The organism is Vibrio sp. NH-UV-68, from assembly GCF_042940635.1.
GTDB lineage: Bacteria > Pseudomonadota > Gammaproteobacteria > Enterobacterales > Vibrionaceae > Vibrio > Vibrio pacinii.
The window spans coordinates 2,472,455-2,492,335 of the sequence record NZ_CP134975.1; the positions used below are offsets into that span (position 1 = coordinate 2,472,455).

Here is a 19,881-nt window from a genome sequence, read left to right on the forward strand (position 1 = left end):
AAAATTACCCTTCCTTCTCGATTTTATCTAGGCATTCACGAAGGAGTTCACCGTACTCGTATTTACCTGGACAAACAAAGGTGCACAACGCTACGTCGTCTTCATCTAGCTCTAGGGCACCCAGTGTTTGCGCACTGTCGGTGTCACCTGCACATAGATCGCGAAGCAGCAATGTTGGCTCCATATCTAAAGGCATTACGCGCTCGTAGTTGCCAATTGGAACCATCGAACGGTCACTACCATTGGTCGTGGTTGTCATGTTAAACAGCTGACCTTTGAAGACATGACCAAGGAATGAGCGAGTGACAGAGAACTTGTTCTTACCAGGCATCGCCCAGCCAAACAGCTCTTTCTCACGGCCTTCACGTAATACAGAGATCTGCACGTGGTAACGACCTAGGTATGCGTGAGGACCCGTTGCATGAGTACCTGATAGTACCGAACCGGAAATCACACGAACTTCACCTGGCATTAGCTCGTTGTCCGTAATGTCATCTAGGCTAGCACCTAGTGTCGTACGAACTAAACGAGGGTTATTCACAACAGGGCCTGCCAGAGAGATAACACGATCAGTGTATAGCTCACCAGTTAGGAATAACTGACCAAACGCAATCACGTCTTGGTAGTTAATGCTCCACGCCACATTCTCTATATTCACTGGATACAGGAAATGCATGTGGGTACCAGCAAGGCCTGCTGGGTGAGGGCCATCAAAAACGTGCTCTTCAACATTAGGTTGAGAAGAACGAGGAAGACTTGTACCAGATTTACAAACGTAAACCTTGCCATCAGTCAAAGTTGAAAGTACATCCAAACCAGCGACAAACGCTTCTTGTTGCTCATTAATGATCAACTCAGGCTGTGCTGCTAACGGATTGGTATCCATCGCAGTGACAAAAATTGCCTTAGTAGAAGACTCGATTGCTGGAACCTTGCTGAACGGACGAGTACGTAAAGCGGTCCAAAGGCCAGAATCAACCAGCTGAGTCGTTACCGTGTTACGGTCTAGACTTGCTAGTTGGCCAGCTTCGAACTTATCAAACGTTACCTGCTCTTCGCCTGACACTTCAATCACAACAGATTGAAGGACACGCTTAGCGCCACGGTTAACTTCGATCACTTTACCAGCTGCCGGTGAAGTAAATTTCACCCCAGGGTTCTTCTTGTCTTCAAAAAGAATCTGAGCTTTTTTCACTTCATCGCCTACGCGGACATGCATGGTTGGACGCATGCCGACGTACTCTTCGCCAAGCAAGGCGACTTTTTTGATGGTTTTACCATCATTAATCACCTGGGATGGAGTTCCTGCCACTGGCAGATCCAACCCTTTCTTTATTGTAATCATACGCACTTGCACTACTTTTATCGGGAAAAAGATTCTTTAATTGCGTAACTTTTAGACACGACACTAGTGTCCGGTTTTGGTGATGTTTAAAACACCAAAATCGCAACATCCTATTAAAAACCTCGCTACAGGAAGTCAGCGAGATTTATCAGGTGCGATAGTCTATCATCTTTTTAGATTTGGATGCCATGATGAATGACAGAGTAAAGCGTGATATTTGGAAGTAATTGAGTTTAAAAGGCTAAGGAATAGTCATAACTTTGAGCCACCGCACAAACCGAGATATTGGCGAAATTGGGCAGAAAAAACATTCATTCACACACTGAAATATTTTGTTTTAAAAACAATTACTGTGCCAATTTGTTTCTAGCTTGTTAATACTTACTGATAGTAAGGATAAAGGGCAATATTGCCCTTTATAACGCGATGATCACTTAGATCCACCCAAACACATCGGACTGTCCGGCGCAATGCCCTGCTGCTCTTGCCACTCTTTTACCGTATAAGCGTGAATCGAAAGTGCATGGATATGATTCGACAATTCATCTGCAAGCGTCTGATTAATTTGACGGTGACGTGCGATTAAACGCATCCCTTCAAAATTGTCACTGACCACCACAACTTTAAAATGGCTTTCAGACCCCGCGGGCACATTGTGCATGTAGCTTTCATTAACCACATTCAAATGCGCAGGTTCAAAGCTATGTTGGAGTTTGCTTTCTATTACTTCTTGCAGCATCTTGCTTCACCATCAGATATAAACAATAGAGTAAACTCGATAATAATCTCGATAAGCACAAAGCTAAAGGTTTTAGTTTTCACATGCAGTTGCTTTTGCGACAATCGCGCCATTACGGATCACTTGAATCCCACTATTATAACGAAAACTGAGTTCGTATTATGAAAACTGAGTTAGCGCTCCACGAGCGTACCCTCTCGCTACATCGATACCCCAAGCGAAATAATGAAACGCTTCAGGCTTGGGACGCGGGCGATGAGTACCTTATCAATCACGTCGAGGCAATGAACCTCGACACGCCAAAGCACATTGTTATTCTTAATGACAACTTCGGTGCTCTGAGCTGCTGGTTTAGTCACCAACACCGCATTACCATGATGAGCGACTCTTATATTGCTCATCAAGCAGCCAAAGCAAATTTAGCACTGAATGATGGCCCAGAGATCACATTGGCAACGACCATGGATCCTATCCCTCATGATGCTGACTTAGTATTGATGCAATTACCCAAAAACAATCGTCATTTAGTGTGGCAACTTAGTCAGCTACACTCTGGATTGAAAGCGTCAGTCCCGATTATCGCGGTCAATAAAGCCAAGGAAATTCATAGTTCTACCCTTAAACTGTTTGAAAAACACCTTGGTGAAACCAAAACGTCATTGGCGTGGAAAAAACACCGCCTAGTCTTTAGCTATGCCACTCATGAGCAACCGACGCCTGTCAGTGCCGATACCCGTTGGCAAGTCGATAACGAAAATATCGAACTCAACAACTTACCCAATGTCTACTCGGGAGAGAGCTTAGATTTAGGCGCACGTTTTATGCTCCAGCACCTGCCGCAAAGCCCTCATTTACAACATGTGTTAGATTTGGGCTGTGGCAATGGCGTATTGTCGGTTAAGCTAGGAAAACTCAACCCACAGATCAAAATCACCTGTGTTGATGAGAGTTTTATGGCGGTCGAGTCGGCTCGCCAAAACCTAAAGTCAAACCTTGGTGATGAGCGCGATATCACCTGCATCGCCAATAATTGCTTAGACGGTATGGTGGCACAAGACATCGACTTAATTGTCTGTAATCCACCCTTCCACCAGCAGCAAGCCATTACTGATCACATCGCTTGGCAGATGTTCTGTGATGCAAAGCAAATTCTTACCTCTGGTGGGCAATTATTAGTTATCGGTAACCGCCACCTCGGCTACGATGGAAAGTTAGCAAGACTGTTTGGTAAGTCGAAGATCAAGGTTGCTGCGTCGAACAATAAATTTGTTATTTTACAAGCGACTAAATAGTCCACTATTATCTGTCTGAACATTTGAAAGCTCTCAGAGATACCAAAGAAAGGAAATTGTAATGAGAAAACTGGTTCTAGCCGCTTCAATGGCATTACTCGCAGCGTGTTCAGCGCCGCAACATGAGCAAATTAGCTTTATGCCAAAGGCTGTACTGAGCAATAGCGATTTAGTTCAAGATGCGGCCTTTACCCTAACAAGTAAAGATGTTCGTTCCGCACAATATGTTGCTCTAGTCGACAGTGGTCGCTCTAATATCGAGCCGATTCACTCCAAGCAAAATGTTCGAATTTCGATTGAAAACGCACTGTTGGAACAATTCCAATCCCAAGGTTTCCGCAGCACAGTTAACAGTGAAAACTCACTGCAAGTTGAGGTTCAAGAAGCACTGGTTTCTGTTAAGCATACGGTCATGGAAAACGAGATGGACGGTAAAGTCGTACTCGAGATCACCGCTGAAACTCCGCAGGGGAAATTGACCAAGACTTACACTGGCACAGCAAAGCGTACTGGTGCACTTAGTGCCTCTAATGAAGAGATTGAGACCGTGCTCAATGACGTCATTAACTTAGTCATGCAAGAAATTGCCAATGACCGCGAGCTACAAAACTACATGCAGGAGCGTTTCTAATGTGGAAAACGGCCATCGCCTCACTTGCGCTCGTCACTAGCGTTGCGTTTGCAGGACCGAAAGTCGCTTTTGAAACCAATCTTGGTTCGTTTACGGTTGAACTTAACCAAGAGAAAGCACCTGTAACGGTCGCCAACTTCATTAAATATGTTGAAGATGGCAGCTATGTCGGTTCTCAGTTCCATCGTGTTATTCCTGGCTTTATGGCTCAAGGTGGTGGTTTTGATAAAAACATGCAGTCACTACCGACATATTCGCCAATCAAGAACGAAGCAGCGAATGGACTAAAAAACGCTACAGCAACCGTTGCCATGGCGAGAACCAATAACCCAGATTCAGCAACTCGACAGTTCTTCATCAACTTCGCTGACAACAGCTTCTTGGACTACGATCAACGTCCACCTGGTTATGCGGTTTTTGGCAAGGTCACTCAAGGATTTGATGTCATTCAAAATATGGGACAACAACCCACTCAGTCCGTTGGACGCTATCGTGACGTCCCTGTCACCCCCATCATTATAACCAAAGCGACACTTCTAAAATAACGGCTAAGGCTCTACCCACATTGGTTAGAGCCTTAATTTTCTTGCTGCCCCAATTTCAAACAAGGAATAGAGTATGTCCTCTGACTCTACATCGATGTCTTGGCTAGAGACTATTCGCAGTTACATGGATAGACGCCTCATGTGGGTGTTTATGCTCGGCTGCTCCAGTGGTTTTCCGTGGGTGTTGATCGGATCCAATATGTCAGGCTGGCTGAAAGACGCGGGGTTAACTCGCGCGGCGATTGGCTATTTCGGCAGTGTATTTGCTGTTTATGCGATTAACTTTCTTTGGGCGCCATTAGTTGACCGTGTCAAGCTCCCTGTTTTACACCGCTTACTTGGTCAACGTAGAAGCTGGATTTTCCTCTGTCAGTCACTGGTACTGGTCTGCACACTCTTTATTGCAGGGGTCAACCCGGCAGAGAATCTGATGCTGACCTCGATTTTTGCACTGGGCATCGCCACCGCATCAGCGACGCAAGACATTGCCATTGACGCTTATCGTATCGACACTTTCCCTAAGTCAGAATCTTCGAAGCTGCCGCAAGCTTCTGCAATGGCCGTGATCGGTTGGTGGACAGGTTACTCTGTGCCAGGTTATCTGGCGTTTATTAATGCGGATGCGATTGGGTGGAATGGTGTTTATTACGGCATGGCCGCGATCGTCGCTCTGCTGATGCTGTTTACTCTGTTAGTTGGAGAACCCGTCACCAAGCGCGACTCACTCCAAGCTGCCGCAGAACAACGTCATACCCAAGTGGTGGGTAATAAGGCAATTGCTTGGCTAACGGTTACCGTGGTCGAACCCTTTTTAGACTTCTTTAAACAAAATGGCGTGCGCGTTGCTTTAACACTGCTGTTATTCGTGTTCTTGTTTAAAATTGGCGAAGCCTTCTTAGGGCGAATGTCTATCGCTTTCTATAAAGATATCGGTTTCTCCAACGAACAAATCGGCTACTACTCTAAATTGATTGGCTGGGGCCTGACTATTTTGTTTACCTTAGTTGGCAGTATGGTCAATGTGAAATTTGGAATCATTCGCGGCCTAATGATTGGCGGTATCGCAATGGCTTCAAGTAACTTAATGTTCGCTTGGATAGCCAACGTCGGGCCAAATGAATACTTATTCTTGGCTACTCTGGCCGTGGACAACTTCACCTCGGCGTTTTCAACCGTGGCGTTTGTTTCGTTCTTAACGGTCGTCACCGGGCAAGCTTTCTCTGCCACCCAGTACGCTTTACTCGCCTCACTCGGAAACTTCGGCCGGACTACCTTAGCCTCTTTTTCCGGAGAATTAGTCGACTACCTCAATGATTGGTCGACCTTCTTTATTGTCACAGCGGTGATGGTTATTCCAAGCTTGATCATGCTCTACTCACTGCGCCATTACTTTGCAGACATTCTTAATAATGCCAGGAAAAGGGACGAGAAAGAGTCACAGACGGAAGGATAAACAACAAAGGCTTGGTCAATTACCAAGCCTTTATTCTATCTTCGTTGCAGGTTTAAATAAGACCTAGCGATTAAGGGTACAATCCCTTGCCAAACAGATTAAACACTCTGGCAACGCCTTGGGTGAAAATCATCGGTTCGGTGAGAACGGTTAAGCATAGACAATCTTCGCCGACTTTGGTGCTTGGGCTATGTTTGATCGATGCGTCTTTTAATAGGAAGTCACCCACTTCGTAGTGACCATCTTCGTCACTAAAGCCGCCGTGCAGCACCAAAGTTGATTCTAAACCTTTATGGGTGTGCTGAGGGATCGACACATTTTCAGTAATGTACATCAAACTGACACGAGCATCATTTGAAATATCGACTGACGCACTGAACACCTTACCGCCGTAACTTTTCCACTCTCCCACTTGGTCACGAAAGCGCGACAAAGAAAGCGGCAAACGGAACGACTTACCATTTACTTCAATATAAGTTGGCTGTCTTTGTGGACGAAACGGCTTATCGTTTTGTTCCAGTGATACAATTTGGTTAAACATATCATCAAAATTGTCTTGAGAAGGCACTGGAGCTGCAAAAAGGGCCTCGCCACACTCTGCTTCAAACAGCGCTACTTCTCGCTGGCATTGTGGACAACCTTCAATATGCGTTGCAACCGCAAAGGCACTCACGTCATCCAGGGTACCTTGCGCATAAGCTTGAAGAAGTTCGGCTTGTGGATGAAAACTCATAATTTATCTACCTCTATGGTATTGCGTAACTTTTCCACGGCCAAACGCAAACGTGATTTGACAGTGCCGAGCGGAATATCGAACATGTCCGCTACCTGTTGATGAGGGAGCTCTTCTAGGTAAACAGCTTGAACGACTTTCCTTTGCGCATCAGGCAGCAAATCGAGATATCTAACGATCTGCTGTTTAAGCATCTCTGTTTCAGGAGAATAATGTTCAACCATGTCTGGCGGACAATAATCGTTTGGCCAAATATCTTCAGAGTGGATGTGCATTTCTCTGCCCTTCTGCTTTCTCAAAGTGTCAAAACAGAGGTTTCGCGCAATCGTGTAGATCCAAGTCGATAACGAACTTTTACTGCCGTCAAATAACGTACTCTTTTGCCACACTGTCGCCAGTGCGTCTTGGACTATCTCCAACGCCACTTGTTCATTGCCCATGTGACGGTAAGCGAACTGTTTTAATCGGGGAGAAAAGTGAGTAAAAACCAACGCAAACGCCTGTTTGTCTTTGTGTTTCACTTTTTCCATACACGAAGCCCAGTCTGCTTTTTTAAAAGCTTGGGTGTCTATTTCGGCCATCTCGATATCCTTAATGGGAGCCCTCTATCCATTGTATACGATGCTGAGCACTAACCGATCACTGAACCTGAGTATTATTCAATGTTCGTTTTAAAAATTCGATCGCTCCACTGCAATCGGCCTGAGTAACCAATGAGTCAAACTTTTGATTACTCATAGGTAAAATCTCTAACCACCGCTGGGTGACCCAACTAGCATCATCAAAAAAACGTTGCTGGTAAAGTTCGCCCAAGTCTGGAAATTGTTGATATATTTTGGCTAGACCCTGACTCAAAGGTTCAGCTTGGTAATCCAAGCTAGTCACATCCCAGTTAGAAAGTGACTCGACGCGCGCCAATCTCAGCCCATCGTATTCGACTCTGACCCGCTGAATTCGAAACTTTTTTAATCCCGTGACTGAAATACCCAACAGCCCATCATCCAAAGATTCGAAGTCGGTAATTTTCACTAATGTACCGACCGCTGACAATTCGCCGCTTGATTTGGCTTGTGCAGGGTCAAACAGACAGATACCGAAGCAACCATCGGATTTGAGTGCTTGCGAGATCAGGCGCTTGTACCTTGGTTCAAAGATACGCAGACGCATTTTCCCTTCAGGCAAAACGACCGAACTAAGTGGGAACAACATAATTTCAGGCATAAATGACAACTCCTAAACTGCTTGGTAACAATTACGTTACCTTGCTGCAAAGCGATCATTTACGGATTCTGTTGGTTATTAGACAAACGCCAAATTAAAGGGCGAACGATTGCGTAATCGATACCTTTGTCATTTTTTGTGCAACAAAATGAAAGTTCCGCAACATCTGATTTTTTTACTTGTTAATGAGATATGGATCACCTGTTTTATGTTTTTTTAGCACTGTTGCACATGGAATTTGAGATAAATATCGATATTATTCGCCTCAACAAAGCGCAACGGAGATTGCGCTACTAAGTAAATATCTCATCAATATTTAAGTTAACAAACATAGAGAGTTTCCATTATGCGTAAATCACTTTTAGCTCTGGGTGTTGTTGCAGCGATTTCTGCTCCTGCAATAGCTGCTGATTATTCTGACGGCGATATCCACAAGAACGACTACAAATGGATGCAATTTAACCTAATGGGTGCATTCAACGAAAAACCAGGCAATTCCTCGCACGACTACATGGAAATGGAATTTGGTGGCCGCTCTGGAATCTTCGACCTTTACGGTTATGTTGATGTGTTCAACCTAACGTCTAATCCAAGCAGTGATAAAGCTGACGCACAAGCAAAAATGTTTATGAAGTTTGCGCCTCGTATGTCACTAGATGCAGTAACCGGTAAAGACCTTTCTTTCGGTGCTGTAAAAGAACTCTATATCGCATCTGAGATTACTTGGGATGGCGTAAACACAATTGCTCCTGATGCAGATGGTAACAATGGTACGTTCGGCGTAAACCAACAAAAAATTGGTATTGGTTCTGACGTAGAAGTGCCATGGCTTGGTAAAATGGGTCTAAACCTTTACAGCACTTACGACTCAAACCTAAAAGATTGGAATGGTTTCCAAATTTCAACCAACTGGTTTAAACCTTTCTATTTCTTTGAAAACGGTTCATTTATCTCGTACCAAGGTTATATTGATTACCAATTTGGCATGAAAAACGAGTACTCGACTTCAAGCACTGGTGGTGCAATGTTTAACGGTATCTACTGGCACTCAGATCGTTTCGCTGTTGGTTACGGCCTGAAACTTTACCAAGACGTATATGGTATCGAAGACAGTTCAGCATTCCGCTCTTCTGGTGTGACAAACTACGTAGCAGTAACATACAAGTTCTAATTGAACACTATCGATTAGCGCAAAAATGGCACCTTCGGGTGCCATTTTTATTTGCTTTCCTGTTAGCGCTCATTATCCTTGCTGAAAATAGTTTGCTAGGTGAGTAAAGCGTGAATATTGTTATTCTTGGTCCGGGTGCCATCGGTGCACTTTGGGCAACACACTTTCACCATGCTGGCCATAAGGTGTCAGTCTGGTCAACATCAAAGGCCAGTGAGCTTGTAATTACTCTTGATAACCGGCCCAGTATTCCCTTTCTCAATTGCGACCTTTTATCCGTTCAACAGGCCGATCTCATTTTAGTGACAGTCAAAGCGTGGCAAGTCGAGAAAGCTCTAACTCCGCTGCAAGACGACATCAATGCCGACACCATAATCATGTTGATGCATAATGGTATGGGCAGTGCAGAAGCCACCGCCAAACGCTTTGCGGCCAACCCTCTCATACTTGCGACCACCACTCATGGCGCTTATAAACCGGAACCATTACGCGTTCTCCATACTGGTCAAGGTCAAACCCACATTGGCGGTTACAATTCAACAGGCAAGCAGTGCCAGTTTTTAGCTGACGTGATGGATCACGCGTTACCTCGGGTGGTATGGAACAATACTATCGAACAGGCGTTGTGGAGCAAGCTTGCTATCAACTGTGCGATTAACCCTTTGACCGCCATTGAGCAAATTACCAATGGCGAGTTAAGCCATCCACGCTATCAAGCACAGCTTGCCGCGTTGCTCGATGAAGTGTGCCAAGTATTGGATGCAGAAGGCATTCCGTGTCAGCGAGCAGAGCTGACACAAACAGTCAACGAAGTCATTCAAGCGACGGCAAGTAATCACTCATCGATGCAGCAAGATATTGCCCATCAGCGGCGAAGCGAGATAGACTTCATTAGTGGTTATTTGATTGATCGCGCAGCCGTTCATGGCATCAACACTCCCGTCAATCAACACCTATATCAACAGATTAAACAGATCGAGCAGAGTTGGAAGCAGCAATGAGTAAGAAAGTACTGGTCCCTATCGCACCGGGCAGCGAAGAAATGGAAGCCGTCACCATCATCGATATTATGGTGAGAGCAGGTTACGACGTGGTCGTCGCCAGCGCAGACTTCGACGGTCGATTAAGCTTCAAAGCTTCTCGCGGGGTGACTTTAACCGCCGATTGTAAACTGGTCGATATTGCCGATGATGAATTTGATGCGGTGATCTTACCCGGTGGCGTTCAAGGAGCCGAAATTTTTCGTGACAGCACATTACTGGTCGAGATTATCCGCCAACAAATGTACGAAGGAAAACTGGTCGCGGCGATTTGCGCAGCGCCCGCTTTAGTATTGGCTCATCACAACCTTTACCCTGATGCTTTGATGACTTGCCACCCTAGTTTTGAGTCGCATATTGAGAAGAAAAACTGGCGAGTGAAACGTGTCACTTATGATGTAAACCACCGTTTATTAACTAGCCAAGGGCCAGGCACAGCATTGGAGTTTGCGATAGAAATTATTGTAAACCTGTCAGGAAAAGCACTCGCTTGGCAAGTTGCAGAACCTATGGTGACACTACCAACGTTGCACTACTCAAAACTCGGTGAAGCGTAATGCTTGATATACGCCAGATTTGCGCTCAATTCCCCGCTTTAAACCAACAGGTTAATGAGCAGCGCTTAGTCTATTTAGACAGTGCGGCAACGACGCAGAAACCCCAGTGCGTGATTGATACTATCAGTCACTACTACAGCCAAGCCAATGCCAATGTCCATCGCGGTAACCATAGTCTTACCGCTCAGGCAACCAGTCAATTTGAGCAAGCTCGACAGACCGTCACTGACTTTATTGGTGCTCAATCAACTAAAGAGGTGATTTGGACACGCGGCGCAACTGAAGCGATCAATTTGATTGCTCAAACCTACGCACGTAATACATTAAAGCCAGGTGACGAAATATTGGTCGGTGAGATGGAACATCATGCCAATATTGTCCCGTGGCAAATCGTCGCCGAGCAAACAGGGGCAAAAGTGGTCAAGATACCGATGCTGCCAGGCTGCCAACTTGACCTTGATGCCTTCAAACAGCAACTGAGTAGTGCGACTAAAATCGTCGCCATAGCGCATATCACCAATGTCACTGGCACTCGCCAGCCGATAGAGCAGATGATTAAGCTTGCTCATGCTGTTGGAGCTGTGGTCGTGATTGATGGCGCTCAAGGCGTCGTGCATGAACCTGTCAATGTACAAACACTGGATGCCGACTTTTATGTTTTCTCTGGCCACAAACTGTTTGCGCCGGCTGGTATTGGGGTTTTGTATGGCAAACTCGCGCTACTAGAGGCCATGCCACCCTGGCATGGTGGTGGAAAGATGGTGGAGCGCGTCTCTTTCGCCGCGACCACCTTCAGCCAGTTGCCCGGAAAGTTTGAAGCAGGTACGCCCAATGTGGCTGGCGCCCTTGCATTAGCAAAGGCTATCGAATGGTATCAAACCTTCAACCACAAGCAGGTTGAGCAATATATCCATCAACTCGTTAAGCAGGCACATCAAGGGCTCTCTCAACTAGAGGATGTTCGCATCATTGGCTATCAACCCAATGCTTCGGTTGTCTCGTTTGTGGTTGACGGTGTGCACCATCAAGATGTAGCCACGTTACTCGATCAGCAAGGTATCGCGGTGCGTGCTGGCAACCACTGCGCACACCCTTTAATGGATGCGCTGGGAGTTAAGGGCACCATTCGCGCCTCTTTTGCTTTGTACAATACACAACAAGATGTAGAAAGGCTTGTAGCAGCGGTAGAGAAAGCCGTAGATATGTTATAGCAGGCGACTGAAGTTTAACGCCAAACGGTTCATTCTGAACAACGAGGCACGAGTGTGATTCAAAATCTAAGTGGTTATTAACTCACAGTATAGATTCCAGATAACTCGTCCCTCGTTTCTGGCATGACGCCTCAGTTTCATGTCATCTATAATTCGTCAAACGCTTCAATCGCCTCTGAGAGTTTCTTCACGCCATGAATTTGCATCCCCGCAATACCGCCTTTGGGCATATTTGCAGAGGGCACAATCGCTCTTTTGAAGCCATGCTTAAAGGCTTCCTTCAAACGCTCTTGCCCACTCGGCACAGGGCGAATTTCTCCTGCTAGACCGACTTCGCCAAACACCACCACATCTTTAGGTAACGGTCTATCACGAAAGCTCGATAACAGCGCCATCACTAACGCTAAATCGGCACTGGTTTCGGTCACTTTAACGCCACCAACGACATTGACAAACACATCTTGGTCGGCCATTTGCAAGCCACCGTGCTTGTGTAATACCGCCAGCAGCAAAGATAAACGGTTTTGCTCGAGCCCGACTGTAACCCGACGCGGATTGGCCAATTGTGAGTAATCAACCAAGGCTTGAATCTCGACTAATAAGGGCCGCGTACCTTCCCAAACGACCATCACCGAACTGCCTGACGTCTCTTCCTCGCCGCGTGACAAAAAGATCGCCGATGGATTACTGACCTCTCTTAGTCCCTGCTCCGTCATGGCAAAAACACCCAGCTCATTGACCGCACCAAAACGGTTCTTATGGCTCCGCAGTGTACGGAAACGGGTATCAGTGCCGCCATCAAGCAACACCGAGCAGTCAATAATATGCTCGAGCACCTTGGGCCCAGCCAATGAACCATCTTTCGTGACATGCCCAACAATAAACACCGACACATTATTCTGTTTGGCATAGCGAGTTAAAGCGGTCGCCGCCTCACGGACCTGAGCAACACTACCGGGTGAAGATTGAACATCCGCAACATGCATGACCTGGATCGAGTCAATGACTATAATTCGTGGCTGCTCTTTTTCAGCGATTTGACAAATGCGATCGACATTGGTTTCTGACAGCATTTTGAGATTATCTTTCGGCAAACCAAGCCGTGAGGCACGCATCGCGACTTGTTGCAACGATTCCTCACCGGTGACATACAGCGTGGGCATTTGCGACGCTAAGTAACACATGGTTTGTAGCAGTAATGTCGACTTACCGGCACCAGGGCTACCACCAATCAAAATAGCCGCACCGGGGACGACCCCGCCACCAAGTACTCGGTCAAACTCTTTGAAACCACTGGTAAAACGTGGCACTTCTTGCAGATCAATGTCAGACAAAACCTGAACCTGCGTTTCACTGGTTGCTCCGGCATAACCAGACAATCGCTCATGTCTTGCTACCGTCGGAGACGCCGCTAAACGGACCTCACTGATGGTATTCCATGCACCACAGGCATTACATTGTCCTTGCCAACGGGGAAAATCCGCCCCACAGTCATTACAGACGTATGCTCGTTTCGCTTTTGCCATGTATCCTCAGACCTATAAATAGTTTAATTGTGACGTAAGCAACACACTGACGTGTTTATCCCACTGTGTCGACTTGACCCGCAGTAACATATCATTAAAGATCTAGATATCAAGGTCGATATGTTGGGTAAGGGACACTCTAACAAAAAAATATGCAGCAACCAGAAATTCTCTCGCTGGCTGAGCGGCTAATCCCCGCTTACCACTCACAAGATTTTGAATTCCTCCTTGGTCAAATGACTGAGGACGATCCGCCTTCGGTCAAGATATTGGTTAAGATGGAACTTAACCGTGTCATGGCGCCATGTACCAAACCCATCGACTTACGTGGCCGAGTTAAGGGCGAATGTCGCGAGTATGAGCTCGATGGTCTCAAACACTGGCTAGATGATGTCGCCTTTAATGCTTACCATAAAAATACCCGTAAGTTCGGTGGTTATACGGAAGGGGTGTGGGAAGCGCTGTGTAACACCCACAACAACTTCCGTGTCATGCAGCAGCGTGGCAAACCTATCGGTAATGACGCGAACCCTAATGTTGAAGGCGGGCTCAACGTTGAGGCCATTAACCTTGGCTATGACCTTAAGCGGCGTGAAAACCGTCTCAAGCTATCGTCTCAAATTGAGCTAAAACTAGCCAAAGGTCAGGTAATTCATGGCGTAACGGTTGATCTATCGCCGTCTGGCGCAAAGTTTAAAGTCCCCTCTGCGTTTGACTATAAACTCGGTGAAGAGATCAGCGTAAAGCTGGTTGAATTAAGTAAAAAAGTCGACGTTGATGGAATCGAAAAAGCAATTCCTTATCGAATTGTCGGTATTGATGAATCTTACGAAAATGATGCGGTTAAATTTTTACGCCTACTCAAACTTGATACCAGTAAGATTATAGAGTCGGTTATCACTTATGTACTCAACAGTGATAACCAAAAAGCACGTCACGACAATCAAGATAAAGTCATTAGAGCCCGCTCACGAGGTTTTGAGCACACTTACCTTAAGCACACCTGTAACTTACCGGTGTTTTTTAGTGGCAATGAGTTAAAGCTCACCTTGATGACGGAAAACAATCTTCCTATTTGGCAATACTGGCACGATGAAAGAAACCAGCAAACCCTGAGTAATCTTTTCAATCAACAACGTATGTCACAGCTCACCGCTTCAGGCTTACGTGGCAGCAGTAATGTTATCTACTCTTTTACCCATGAACATAAAGAGAAAACTCTGTTCTTTTCGATGATGATGCCAGAGGCGACTCGAGAACAAAGACAGTTGTTTTGGCATATTGGGGCCAAAAAAGAGAGTTGGAAAGCCTTTCGTTTATCGGTGTTTGAGTTGTCCGATGAAGAGCGTAGCGCGCTCGCCGAACACTCAAGCGAGTTGGATTTAGAGACTAACAGTTTGACCCATTGTGGGATACTGCAAGAGATTGCTGATCACACCAGTCGAGATGATTACCTACTGACCGACAAACCACGCCTCGCGAGCAGTGAGCTTAATCGCTTCCGTCACGCACGTAACCCAGAGAGCAACCCAGCTTGTATCTACTTCGATGCTCAATCTCGACGTAAAGAGCCAAGGTATCAATTTAAATCTCCGGTGGCGCTGTCAACGCCGGATGGCTCGGTTTACGAAGGCACCAGTATTGATATATCGAAACATGGCATCAGCCTCGCCTTAAGTACCCCTAGTCCACTCAAGGCGGGAGAAAGTTGTAGCATCAACTTTAAAGAGTTACAGCTTTACGATAAAAAACTGCCACTTAACCAAGTTCCTTACACGGTTATTCGCATCAGCCCAAGTGGTAAACAGCTGCAGCTCGCGATTACCGAAGACAGCCAGGTTATGCGTACGATTGCCTTCTTCGGCAAGTTAATCGATCACAACCAAGAAAAGCTAGTCGCCAAGAAAGAATTACTACCGAGTAATGAATTACTGGAAGGGTTGCATGATATCTTACTCGACAAAATGGTCAGCTCACCACTTTATGTCGAGAAAAAAATGGGCGGTTTGCACCCCAAAGCCATCGGGGTTAATTATCCGCTAAAACCTTATTTAGCTATTTTAGCCAAACTGGGCGATGACAAAAACTTTTCACTGGCTCCAATCTACAAAGGACGTACCAATACCCTGCTTGCACAACCGATGAAGCGTATCCAAGGTTCGGTACCTCAATACCATGAACTCTACCTTACCGCCGTAAAGTTTGGCTCTCGCATTCAGTCAGTAGAAACCAAACTGAGTAACGAGTTTGAAACGTTAAAGCAACGCTTACTGTTCGTTAAAAAAGCCCAGACCATCGGTGAGTTTTATGCCATACGCATTTGTGGTGCGCCGGTCTTTGATCCCATCACAGCGTTAGTGCGCAAAGATCTCAATGAACTCACGCAGATCAGTATGCATCAGGCTCGGAGTCTCGAAAAAGAAATGATGAGTATTGTCGGCTACGGCGAACTGACCGACATTACCGAAGAAGTGTTGATACGCTTAGAGCTGACACAATAACTAAAGCGAGGCAATCACCTCGCTTTTGATTATGTTTTTATGCTTGTGGCTGATAGCTGACGCGTTTTTGCTTAACCAGTAGCGCCGACAGGATACACACGATACCACCTAAGCCAACATACCTAACCGCGCTTTGCGCCTCTTGCTCTACTTTAGGTTTAGCATGATAGGCAATGCCTAGGCCTGAGGCCTTCATCATCACCAAATCATTCGCGCCATCCCCTACCGCAACCGTATTGTGTAGTTCAATATCGTACTGCTCAGCCAGTTGAACAAGAATGTCTGCCTTGGTTTGCGCACTCACCACATCACCTAGTACTTGCCCGGTTAATTTACCGTCAACAATCTCCAGTTGGTTTGACTGGGCATGATCTAAACCCAGTAACTGCTGCAGGTGATCTGAGAAGTAGGTAAAACCGCCCGAGGCAATGGCTGTCTTCCAACCGAAATGGTGCAATGTCGCAATCAGCTCGGGTAAATCCGGCATCAAGGGTAATGTTGAACGAACCGTTTCCAGTATCGACTCGTCAGCGCCGGCCAACTTTGCCACGCGCTGACGCAAGCTTTGCTCAAAATCAAGCTCACCTTGCATGGCTCGTTCGGTCACTTCCGCAACCTCTTCACCGACGCCTGCCAATTTGGCGATTTCATCAATGCATTCGATCTGAATCGCGGTCGAATCCATATCAAGAACAATCAGCCCTGGCTTTGACAGCTCAGGGACATCATACAAAGTGGAGTAATCCAGCCCTAAAGCTTGCAGGATCTCTTCATGCTGATCCGTCAACTCACCAGCCATAAGCGCTACTTCATACTTGCCCACTTTCCAGACATCGACCACTGGGTTGTAACAACCGACGTAAAAGTCGATATCTTCAAATTTACTCGGGCAGAGATAATCACCAAAAACCACCCAACCTGCCTTGGCTTTATCAAATTGCGTGGCAAAGCGGGTTTCTGGCAGGCGGTTGATAAGCGGGATGTGTTTACGTATAGAGAGTGTCTTCAACGTGTCCATGTTTACAATTCCTATAAAATCTCTCAACACGTTAACCTATTGCAATTTAGATGCGCAAGTCTCAATATGCACTTAAGTATAATTAAACTCTATATTAGGTGAAAAATGGACTCATCCCTGTTTTCATTTCGTATCGCCATAAAAGTGTTGGGCACACTCTCGTTGATCGCTATGGTGGCCACAATTGCCATTAACAGCGTTAAAATCAGCCAAGGCAACGAGCAGATCCAAGCTAATCAATTAGAGACTCTGACTCATATTCTTATCTCGCAAGCCTCCCTGTCTGCTAACGATAAGATCGTCGAACAAGATCAAGAACAATTACTTAAACTGGCCAATCAATTGGCGCAAGATGACTTGGTCGTGGATGCCACCATCTATGATGCCGAAGGGGTAAAACTGGCCGCAAGTGACAATGCGAAGTCGGTACGCGAAATGCTCGGTTTAGATACTCCGCTGCAAACCGCACGTATCGGTAAACAGCAGCTCATAGAGCCCGTCATTCGTGACAAAAATGTGATTGGTTTTGTGCGTATAACTTTTGAAACGGGCAAGCTGACGGCGTTTTCTGATCATTATTACCGTAAAAGCGACCGCTATATGTACACCATGGTCGGACTGAGTTTTATCGCGGGAATGTTAATTGCCTTAATCTTCCGCCGTAAGCCGAACAAACGCAAAGGCGAGAACCTGCTGTTGAAAGATATGTAGTGAGACGCGAGACAATGATTAAGGGTTGACACTAAGTGTCAACCCTCTTCTTTTCATCCAGATAATTAAGCTCTAACAAGCACCCCGACTGCTGGTAACACTCGATTTGCTAATCACGAACCGATCTCGGAGCGAAGTGATGTTACTCGGCATCACCAAGAAGAACTGAGTCTAACGCGATGATCATCATATCGTTAAAGGTAGTTTGACGCTCATCAGACGTAGTTTGCTCACCGGTCTTGATATGATCAGACACCGTACAGATAGTCAGCGCTTTCGCACCATATTCGGCACATACGCCATAAATACCAGCCGCTTCCATTTCAACACCGACGATGCCGTACTTGTCCATGACATCAAACATTTCTGGATCTGGCGTGTAGAACAGCTCAGCAGAGAATAAGTTACCCACTTTTACTTCAATGCCGCGCGCTTTGGCCGCATCTTCTGCAGCGCGAACCATTTTGTAGTCAGCAATTGCCGCAAAATCATGATCTTTAAAGCGAATACGGTTCACTTTCGAGTCAGTACATGCGCCCATGCCAATCACAACATCGCGAACTTTAATATCTTCACTAACCGCACCACAGCTACCGACACGGATAATTTTCTTAACCCCGAAGTCTTTGATTAGCTCAGTGGCGTAAATTGAGCACGATGGAATACCCATACCGTGGCCCATAACAGAAACTTTACGACCTTTGTAAGTGCCCGTGAAACCGTACATATTGCGTACGTCACATACCTGTACAACATCTTCTAGGAAAGTTTCTGCAATGTATTTGGCACGTAGTGGGTCACCTGGCATAAGAACTACATCAGCGAATGCGCCCATTTCTGCATTGATATGTGGAGTTGCCATGATTGAATGTCCTTAGTTAACGATAACAAAATAATAGAGGGGCAAGCCCTCTATTAATATGAATAGTGATTACAGAAAATTCTTACCGTAATCCATTGGTGATATGCCGAAGTAACTGGCCAGCGTTTGACCAATATCAGCAAAGCTTTCGCGTAAACCCAGTGAGCCTGCGGGAACTTTCGGCCCATAAACGATAACGGGAATGTGCTCACGAGTATGATCGGTACCTGGCCATGTTGGGTCACAGCCATGATCAGCGGTCAAGATCAAGACATCGTCTTCTTTCATCATTTCGATGACTTCGTTGATTCGACCATCGAAGTACTCTAGTGCTGCTGCGTAGCCTGCAACATCGCGGCGATGGCCGTACGCTGAGTCAAAGTCGACAAAGTTTGTGAAGACAATGGTGTTATCAGCCGCGACTTTGATCGCTTCTTTTGTCGCTTCAAACAGTGCAGGAATACCCGTTGCTTTGGTTTTTTGCGTAATACCGCAACCAGCATAGATATCGGAAATTTTACCGATTGAGTGAACCTGACCACCTTTCTCATCGACCAATTTTTGCAACACTGTCGCTGATGGTGGCTCTAGAGAAAGGTCTCGGCGGTTGCCAGTACGCTCAAATTGGCCTTTGCCTGGGCCAATAAATGGACGCGCGATAACACGGCCAATATTGTAATCTTCAAGCTCTTCACGCGCAATTTGGCACAGCTCTAACAAGCGATCGAGGCCAAAGGTCTCTTCGTGACAAGCAATTTGAAATACCGAGTCAGCAGAAGTATAGAAAATAGGTTGCCCTGTTTTCATATGCGCTTCACCTAAATCATCCAGCACTTGCGTACCCGATGCATGGCAATTGCCAAGGAAACCATCCAGACCTGCACGCTCTAAAATACGGTCGGTCAGCTCTGTAGGGAAGCTGTTCTGTTTATCCGTGAAATAACCCCAATCAAACAATACTGGCACACCCGCAATTTCCCAGTGACCAGATGGCGTGTCTTTGCCAGAAGATAACTCGGCCGCATGACCATAGGCACCAATGATCTCAACGTCGGCATCTAGACCTGGAGCAAAGCGACCTGTTGACTCTTTGTGCGCCATCGCCAAGCCCAATTTAGACAGGTTTGGCAGTGTCAGCGGACCGCGACGATCCGCGTTGTCAGCTAAGCCTTGAGCACACTGATCAGCGATATGACCGAGAGTGTCTGCACCAACATCACCAAACTTATCAGCATCAGCGGTTTCACCAATGCCAAACGAATCTAGTACTAAAATAAATGCTCTTTTCATTGCTCTCTTCCTTTAACTGGTCGAGAGCAAATGCT

General features: G+C 46.1%; 19 protein-coding genes. 10 read left to right on the top strand and 9 right to left on the bottom strand.

Annotation, left to right across the window (positions count from 1 at the left end; genetic code table 11):
- Positions 1 to 4 precede the first annotated feature (4 nt).
- Both ViNHUV68_RS11310 and bolA read right to left on the bottom strand, forming a co-directional pair.
- Positions 5 to 1,345, bottom strand: coding sequence for a Na(+)-translocating NADH-quinone reductase subunit A (locus ViNHUV68_RS11310; RefSeq protein WP_391090316.1), 1,341 nt, complete (start codon positions 1,343 to 1,345; stop codon positions 5 to 7).
- Between the two features lie 430 nt (positions 1,346 to 1,775).
- Entirely contained in the window at positions 1,776 to 2,084 is a 309-nt protein-coding gene (bolA, locus tag ViNHUV68_RS11315; RefSeq protein ID WP_038174064.1) for a transcriptional regulator BolA, read from the bottom strand.
- Between the two features lie 161 nt (positions 2,085 to 2,245).
- Here bolA and ViNHUV68_RS11320 point away from each other — a divergent pair, with 161 nt between their 5' ends.
- From ViNHUV68_RS11320 to ViNHUV68_RS11335, 4 genes are all read left to right on the top strand, one after another.
- Positions 2,246 to 3,376 carry a methyltransferase gene (locus tag ViNHUV68_RS11320; RefSeq protein WP_391088180.1) on the top strand — a complete coding sequence of 377 codons (1,131 nt, stop codon included), beginning with the start codon at positions 2,246 to 2,248 and terminating at the stop codon, positions 3,374 to 3,376.
- Positions 3,377 to 3,437: 61 nt separating this feature from the next.
- On the top strand, positions 3,438 to 4,007 hold the full coding sequence (locus ViNHUV68_RS11325) for a YajG family lipoprotein (protein ID WP_038174067.1): 570 nt from the start codon (positions 3,438 to 3,440) through the stop codon (positions 4,005 to 4,007).
- Complete coding sequence (locus tag ViNHUV68_RS11330; protein ID WP_038174068.1) at positions 4,007 to 4,552, top strand: peptidylprolyl isomerase; 546 nt, start codon at positions 4,007 to 4,009, stop codon at positions 4,550 to 4,552. The genes ViNHUV68_RS11325 and ViNHUV68_RS11330 overlap by 1 nt, the downstream gene beginning before the upstream one ends.
- Positions 4,553 to 4,625: 73 nt before the next feature.
- Complete coding sequence (locus ViNHUV68_RS11335; RefSeq protein ID WP_391088183.1) at positions 4,626 to 6,005, top strand: AmpG family muropeptide MFS transporter; 1,380 nt, start codon at positions 4,626 to 4,628, stop codon at positions 6,003 to 6,005.
- Between the two features lie 70 nt (positions 6,006 to 6,075).
- On the opposite strand, the gene ViNHUV68_RS11340 is transcribed toward ViNHUV68_RS11335, so the two are convergent.
- The 3 genes from ViNHUV68_RS11340 to ViNHUV68_RS11350 are packed head-to-tail and all read right to left on the bottom strand — an operon-like array spanning position 6,076 to position 7,959.
- The gene (locus ViNHUV68_RS11340) at positions 6,076 to 6,738 is read right to left on the bottom strand and encodes a ChrR family anti-sigma-E factor (RefSeq protein ID WP_391088185.1); all 663 of its coding nucleotides are present in this window, start codon (positions 6,736 to 6,738) and stop codon (positions 6,076 to 6,078) included.
- Positions 6,735 to 7,319, bottom strand: a complete 585-nt coding sequence (locus ViNHUV68_RS11345; RefSeq protein WP_391088186.1) for a sigma-70 family RNA polymerase sigma factor — start codon at positions 7,317 to 7,319, stop codon at positions 6,735 to 6,737. The genes ViNHUV68_RS11340 and ViNHUV68_RS11345 overlap by 4 nt, the downstream gene beginning before the upstream one ends.
- A 58-nt stretch (positions 7,320 to 7,377) precedes the next feature.
- Positions 7,378 to 7,959 carry an LON peptidase substrate-binding domain-containing protein gene (locus ViNHUV68_RS11350; protein WP_038174075.1) on the bottom strand — a complete coding sequence of 194 codons (582 nt, stop codon included), beginning with the start codon at positions 7,957 to 7,959 and terminating at the stop codon, positions 7,378 to 7,380.
- A gap of 346 nt (positions 7,960 to 8,305) precedes the next feature.
- On the opposite strand from ViNHUV68_RS11350, the gene ViNHUV68_RS11355 reads away from it, so the two are divergent.
- The 4 genes from ViNHUV68_RS11355 (at position 8,306) to csdA (ending at position 11,938) form a co-directional block, all read left to right on the top strand.
- Complete coding sequence (locus ViNHUV68_RS11355; protein ID WP_391088188.1) at positions 8,306 to 9,130, top strand: outer membrane protein OmpK; 825 nt, start codon at positions 8,306 to 8,308, stop codon at positions 9,128 to 9,130.
- A 110-nt stretch (positions 9,131 to 9,240) separates the two neighbouring features.
- Positions 9,241 to 10,131 carry a 2-dehydropantoate 2-reductase gene (panE, locus tag ViNHUV68_RS11360; protein WP_391088190.1) on the top strand — a complete coding sequence of 297 codons (891 nt, stop codon included), beginning with the start codon at positions 9,241 to 9,243 and terminating at the stop codon, positions 10,129 to 10,131.
- Entirely contained in the window at positions 10,128 to 10,727 is a 600-nt protein-coding gene (locus ViNHUV68_RS11365; protein ID WP_391088192.1) for a DJ-1 family glyoxalase III, read from the top strand. Before panE ends, ViNHUV68_RS11365 begins: the two co-directional genes overlap by 4 nt.
- Positions 10,727 to 11,938, top strand: coding sequence for a cysteine desulfurase CsdA (gene csdA / locus ViNHUV68_RS11370; protein WP_391088194.1), 1,212 nt, complete (start codon positions 10,727 to 10,729; stop codon positions 11,936 to 11,938). Before ViNHUV68_RS11365 ends, csdA begins: the two co-directional genes overlap by 1 nt.
- Positions 11,939 to 12,084: 146 nt before the next feature.
- Here the strand turns inward: csdA and radA are convergent, their stop codons facing one another.
- Positions 12,085 to 13,464, bottom strand: a complete 1,380-nt coding sequence (gene radA, locus ViNHUV68_RS11375; RefSeq protein ID WP_038174082.1) for a DNA repair protein RadA — start codon at positions 13,462 to 13,464, stop codon at positions 12,085 to 12,087.
- A gap of 152 nt (positions 13,465 to 13,616) precedes the next feature.
- On the opposite strand from radA, the gene ViNHUV68_RS11380 reads away from it, so the two are divergent.
- Positions 13,617 to 15,965 (top strand): PilZ domain-containing protein, encoded by a 2,349-nt coding sequence (locus ViNHUV68_RS11380; protein WP_391088196.1) that lies wholly within the window; start codon positions 13,617 to 13,619, stop codon positions 15,963 to 15,965.
- A gap of 37 nt (positions 15,966 to 16,002) precedes the next feature.
- Here the strand turns inward: ViNHUV68_RS11380 and serB are convergent, their stop codons facing one another.
- Complete coding sequence (gene serB / locus ViNHUV68_RS11385) at positions 16,003 to 16,983, bottom strand: phosphoserine phosphatase (protein WP_038174085.1); 981 nt, start codon at positions 16,981 to 16,983, stop codon at positions 16,003 to 16,005.
- A 105-nt stretch (positions 16,984 to 17,088) separates the two neighbouring features.
- Here serB and ViNHUV68_RS11390 point away from each other — a divergent pair, with 105 nt between their 5' ends.
- Complete coding sequence (locus tag ViNHUV68_RS11390) at positions 17,089 to 17,694, top strand: AhpA/YtjB family protein (RefSeq protein WP_391088198.1); 606 nt, start codon at positions 17,089 to 17,091, stop codon at positions 17,692 to 17,694.
- A gap of 142 nt (positions 17,695 to 17,836) precedes the next feature.
- On the opposite strand, the gene deoD is transcribed toward ViNHUV68_RS11390, so the two are convergent.
- Positions 17,837 to 18,556 carry a purine-nucleoside phosphorylase gene (deoD, locus tag ViNHUV68_RS11395; RefSeq protein WP_038174087.1) on the bottom strand — a complete coding sequence of 240 codons (720 nt, stop codon included), beginning with the start codon at positions 18,554 to 18,556 and terminating at the stop codon, positions 17,837 to 17,839.
- A 69-nt stretch (positions 18,557 to 18,625) separates the two neighbouring features.
- Entirely contained in the window at positions 18,626 to 19,846 is a 1,221-nt protein-coding gene (locus tag ViNHUV68_RS11400; protein WP_391088201.1) for a phosphopentomutase, read from the bottom strand.
- Between the last annotated feature and the right edge of the window lie 35 nt (positions 19,847 to 19,881).

Coding starts and splice junctions, on each gene's coding strand:
- ViNHUV68_RS11325 (WP_038174067.1), top strand. CDS start 3,438: ATGAGAAAACTGGTTCTAGCCGCTTCAATGGCATTACTCGCAGCGTGT.
- ViNHUV68_RS11320 (WP_391088180.1), top strand. CDS start 2,246: ATGAAAACTGAGTTAGCGCTCCACGAGCGTACCCTCTCGCTACATCGA.
- ViNHUV68_RS11365 (WP_391088192.1), top strand. CDS start 10,128: ATGAGTAAGAAAGTACTGGTCCCTATCGCACCGGGCAGCGAAGAAATG.
- ViNHUV68_RS11355 (WP_391088188.1), top strand. CDS start 8,306: ATGCGTAAATCACTTTTAGCTCTGGGTGTTGTTGCAGCGATTTCTGCT.
- ViNHUV68_RS11345 (WP_391088186.1), bottom strand. CDS start 7,319: ATGGCCGAAATAGACACCCAAGCTTTTAAAAAAGCAGACTGGGCTTCG.
- ViNHUV68_RS11310 (WP_391090316.1), bottom strand. CDS start 1,345: ATGATTACAATAAAGAAAGGGTTGGATCTGCCAGTGGCAGGAACTCCA.
- ViNHUV68_RS11390 (WP_391088198.1), top strand. CDS start 17,089: ATGGACTCATCCCTGTTTTCATTTCGTATCGCCATAAAAGTGTTGGGC.
- csdA (WP_391088194.1), top strand. CDS start 10,727: ATGCTTGATATACGCCAGATTTGCGCTCAATTCCCCGCTTTAAACCAA.
- ViNHUV68_RS11335 (WP_391088183.1), top strand. CDS start 4,626: ATGTCCTCTGACTCTACATCGATGTCTTGGCTAGAGACTATTCGCAGT.
- ViNHUV68_RS11400 (WP_391088201.1), bottom strand. CDS start 19,846: ATGAAAAGAGCATTTATTTTAGTACTAGATTCGTTTGGCATTGGTGAA.
- ViNHUV68_RS11380 (WP_391088196.1), top strand. CDS start 13,617: ATGCAGCAACCAGAAATTCTCTCGCTGGCTGAGCGGCTAATCCCCGCT.
- deoD (WP_038174087.1), bottom strand. CDS start 18,556: ATGGCAACTCCACATATCAATGCAGAAATGGGCGCATTCGCTGATGTA.
- bolA (WP_038174064.1), bottom strand. CDS start 2,084: ATGCTGCAAGAAGTAATAGAAAGCAAACTCCAACATAGCTTTGAACCT.
- ViNHUV68_RS11330 (WP_038174068.1), top strand. CDS start 4,007: ATGTGGAAAACGGCCATCGCCTCACTTGCGCTCGTCACTAGCGTTGCG.
- serB (WP_038174085.1), bottom strand. CDS start 16,983: ATGGACACGTTGAAGACACTCTCTATACGTAAACACATCCCGCTTATC.
- radA (WP_038174082.1), bottom strand. CDS start 13,464: ATGGCAAAAGCGAAACGAGCATACGTCTGTAATGACTGTGGGGCGGAT.
- ViNHUV68_RS11340 (WP_391088185.1), bottom strand. CDS start 6,738: ATGAGTTTTCATCCACAAGCCGAACTTCTTCAAGCTTATGCGCAAGGT.
- ViNHUV68_RS11350 (WP_038174075.1), bottom strand. CDS start 7,959: ATGCCTGAAATTATGTTGTTCCCACTTAGTTCGGTCGTTTTGCCTGAA.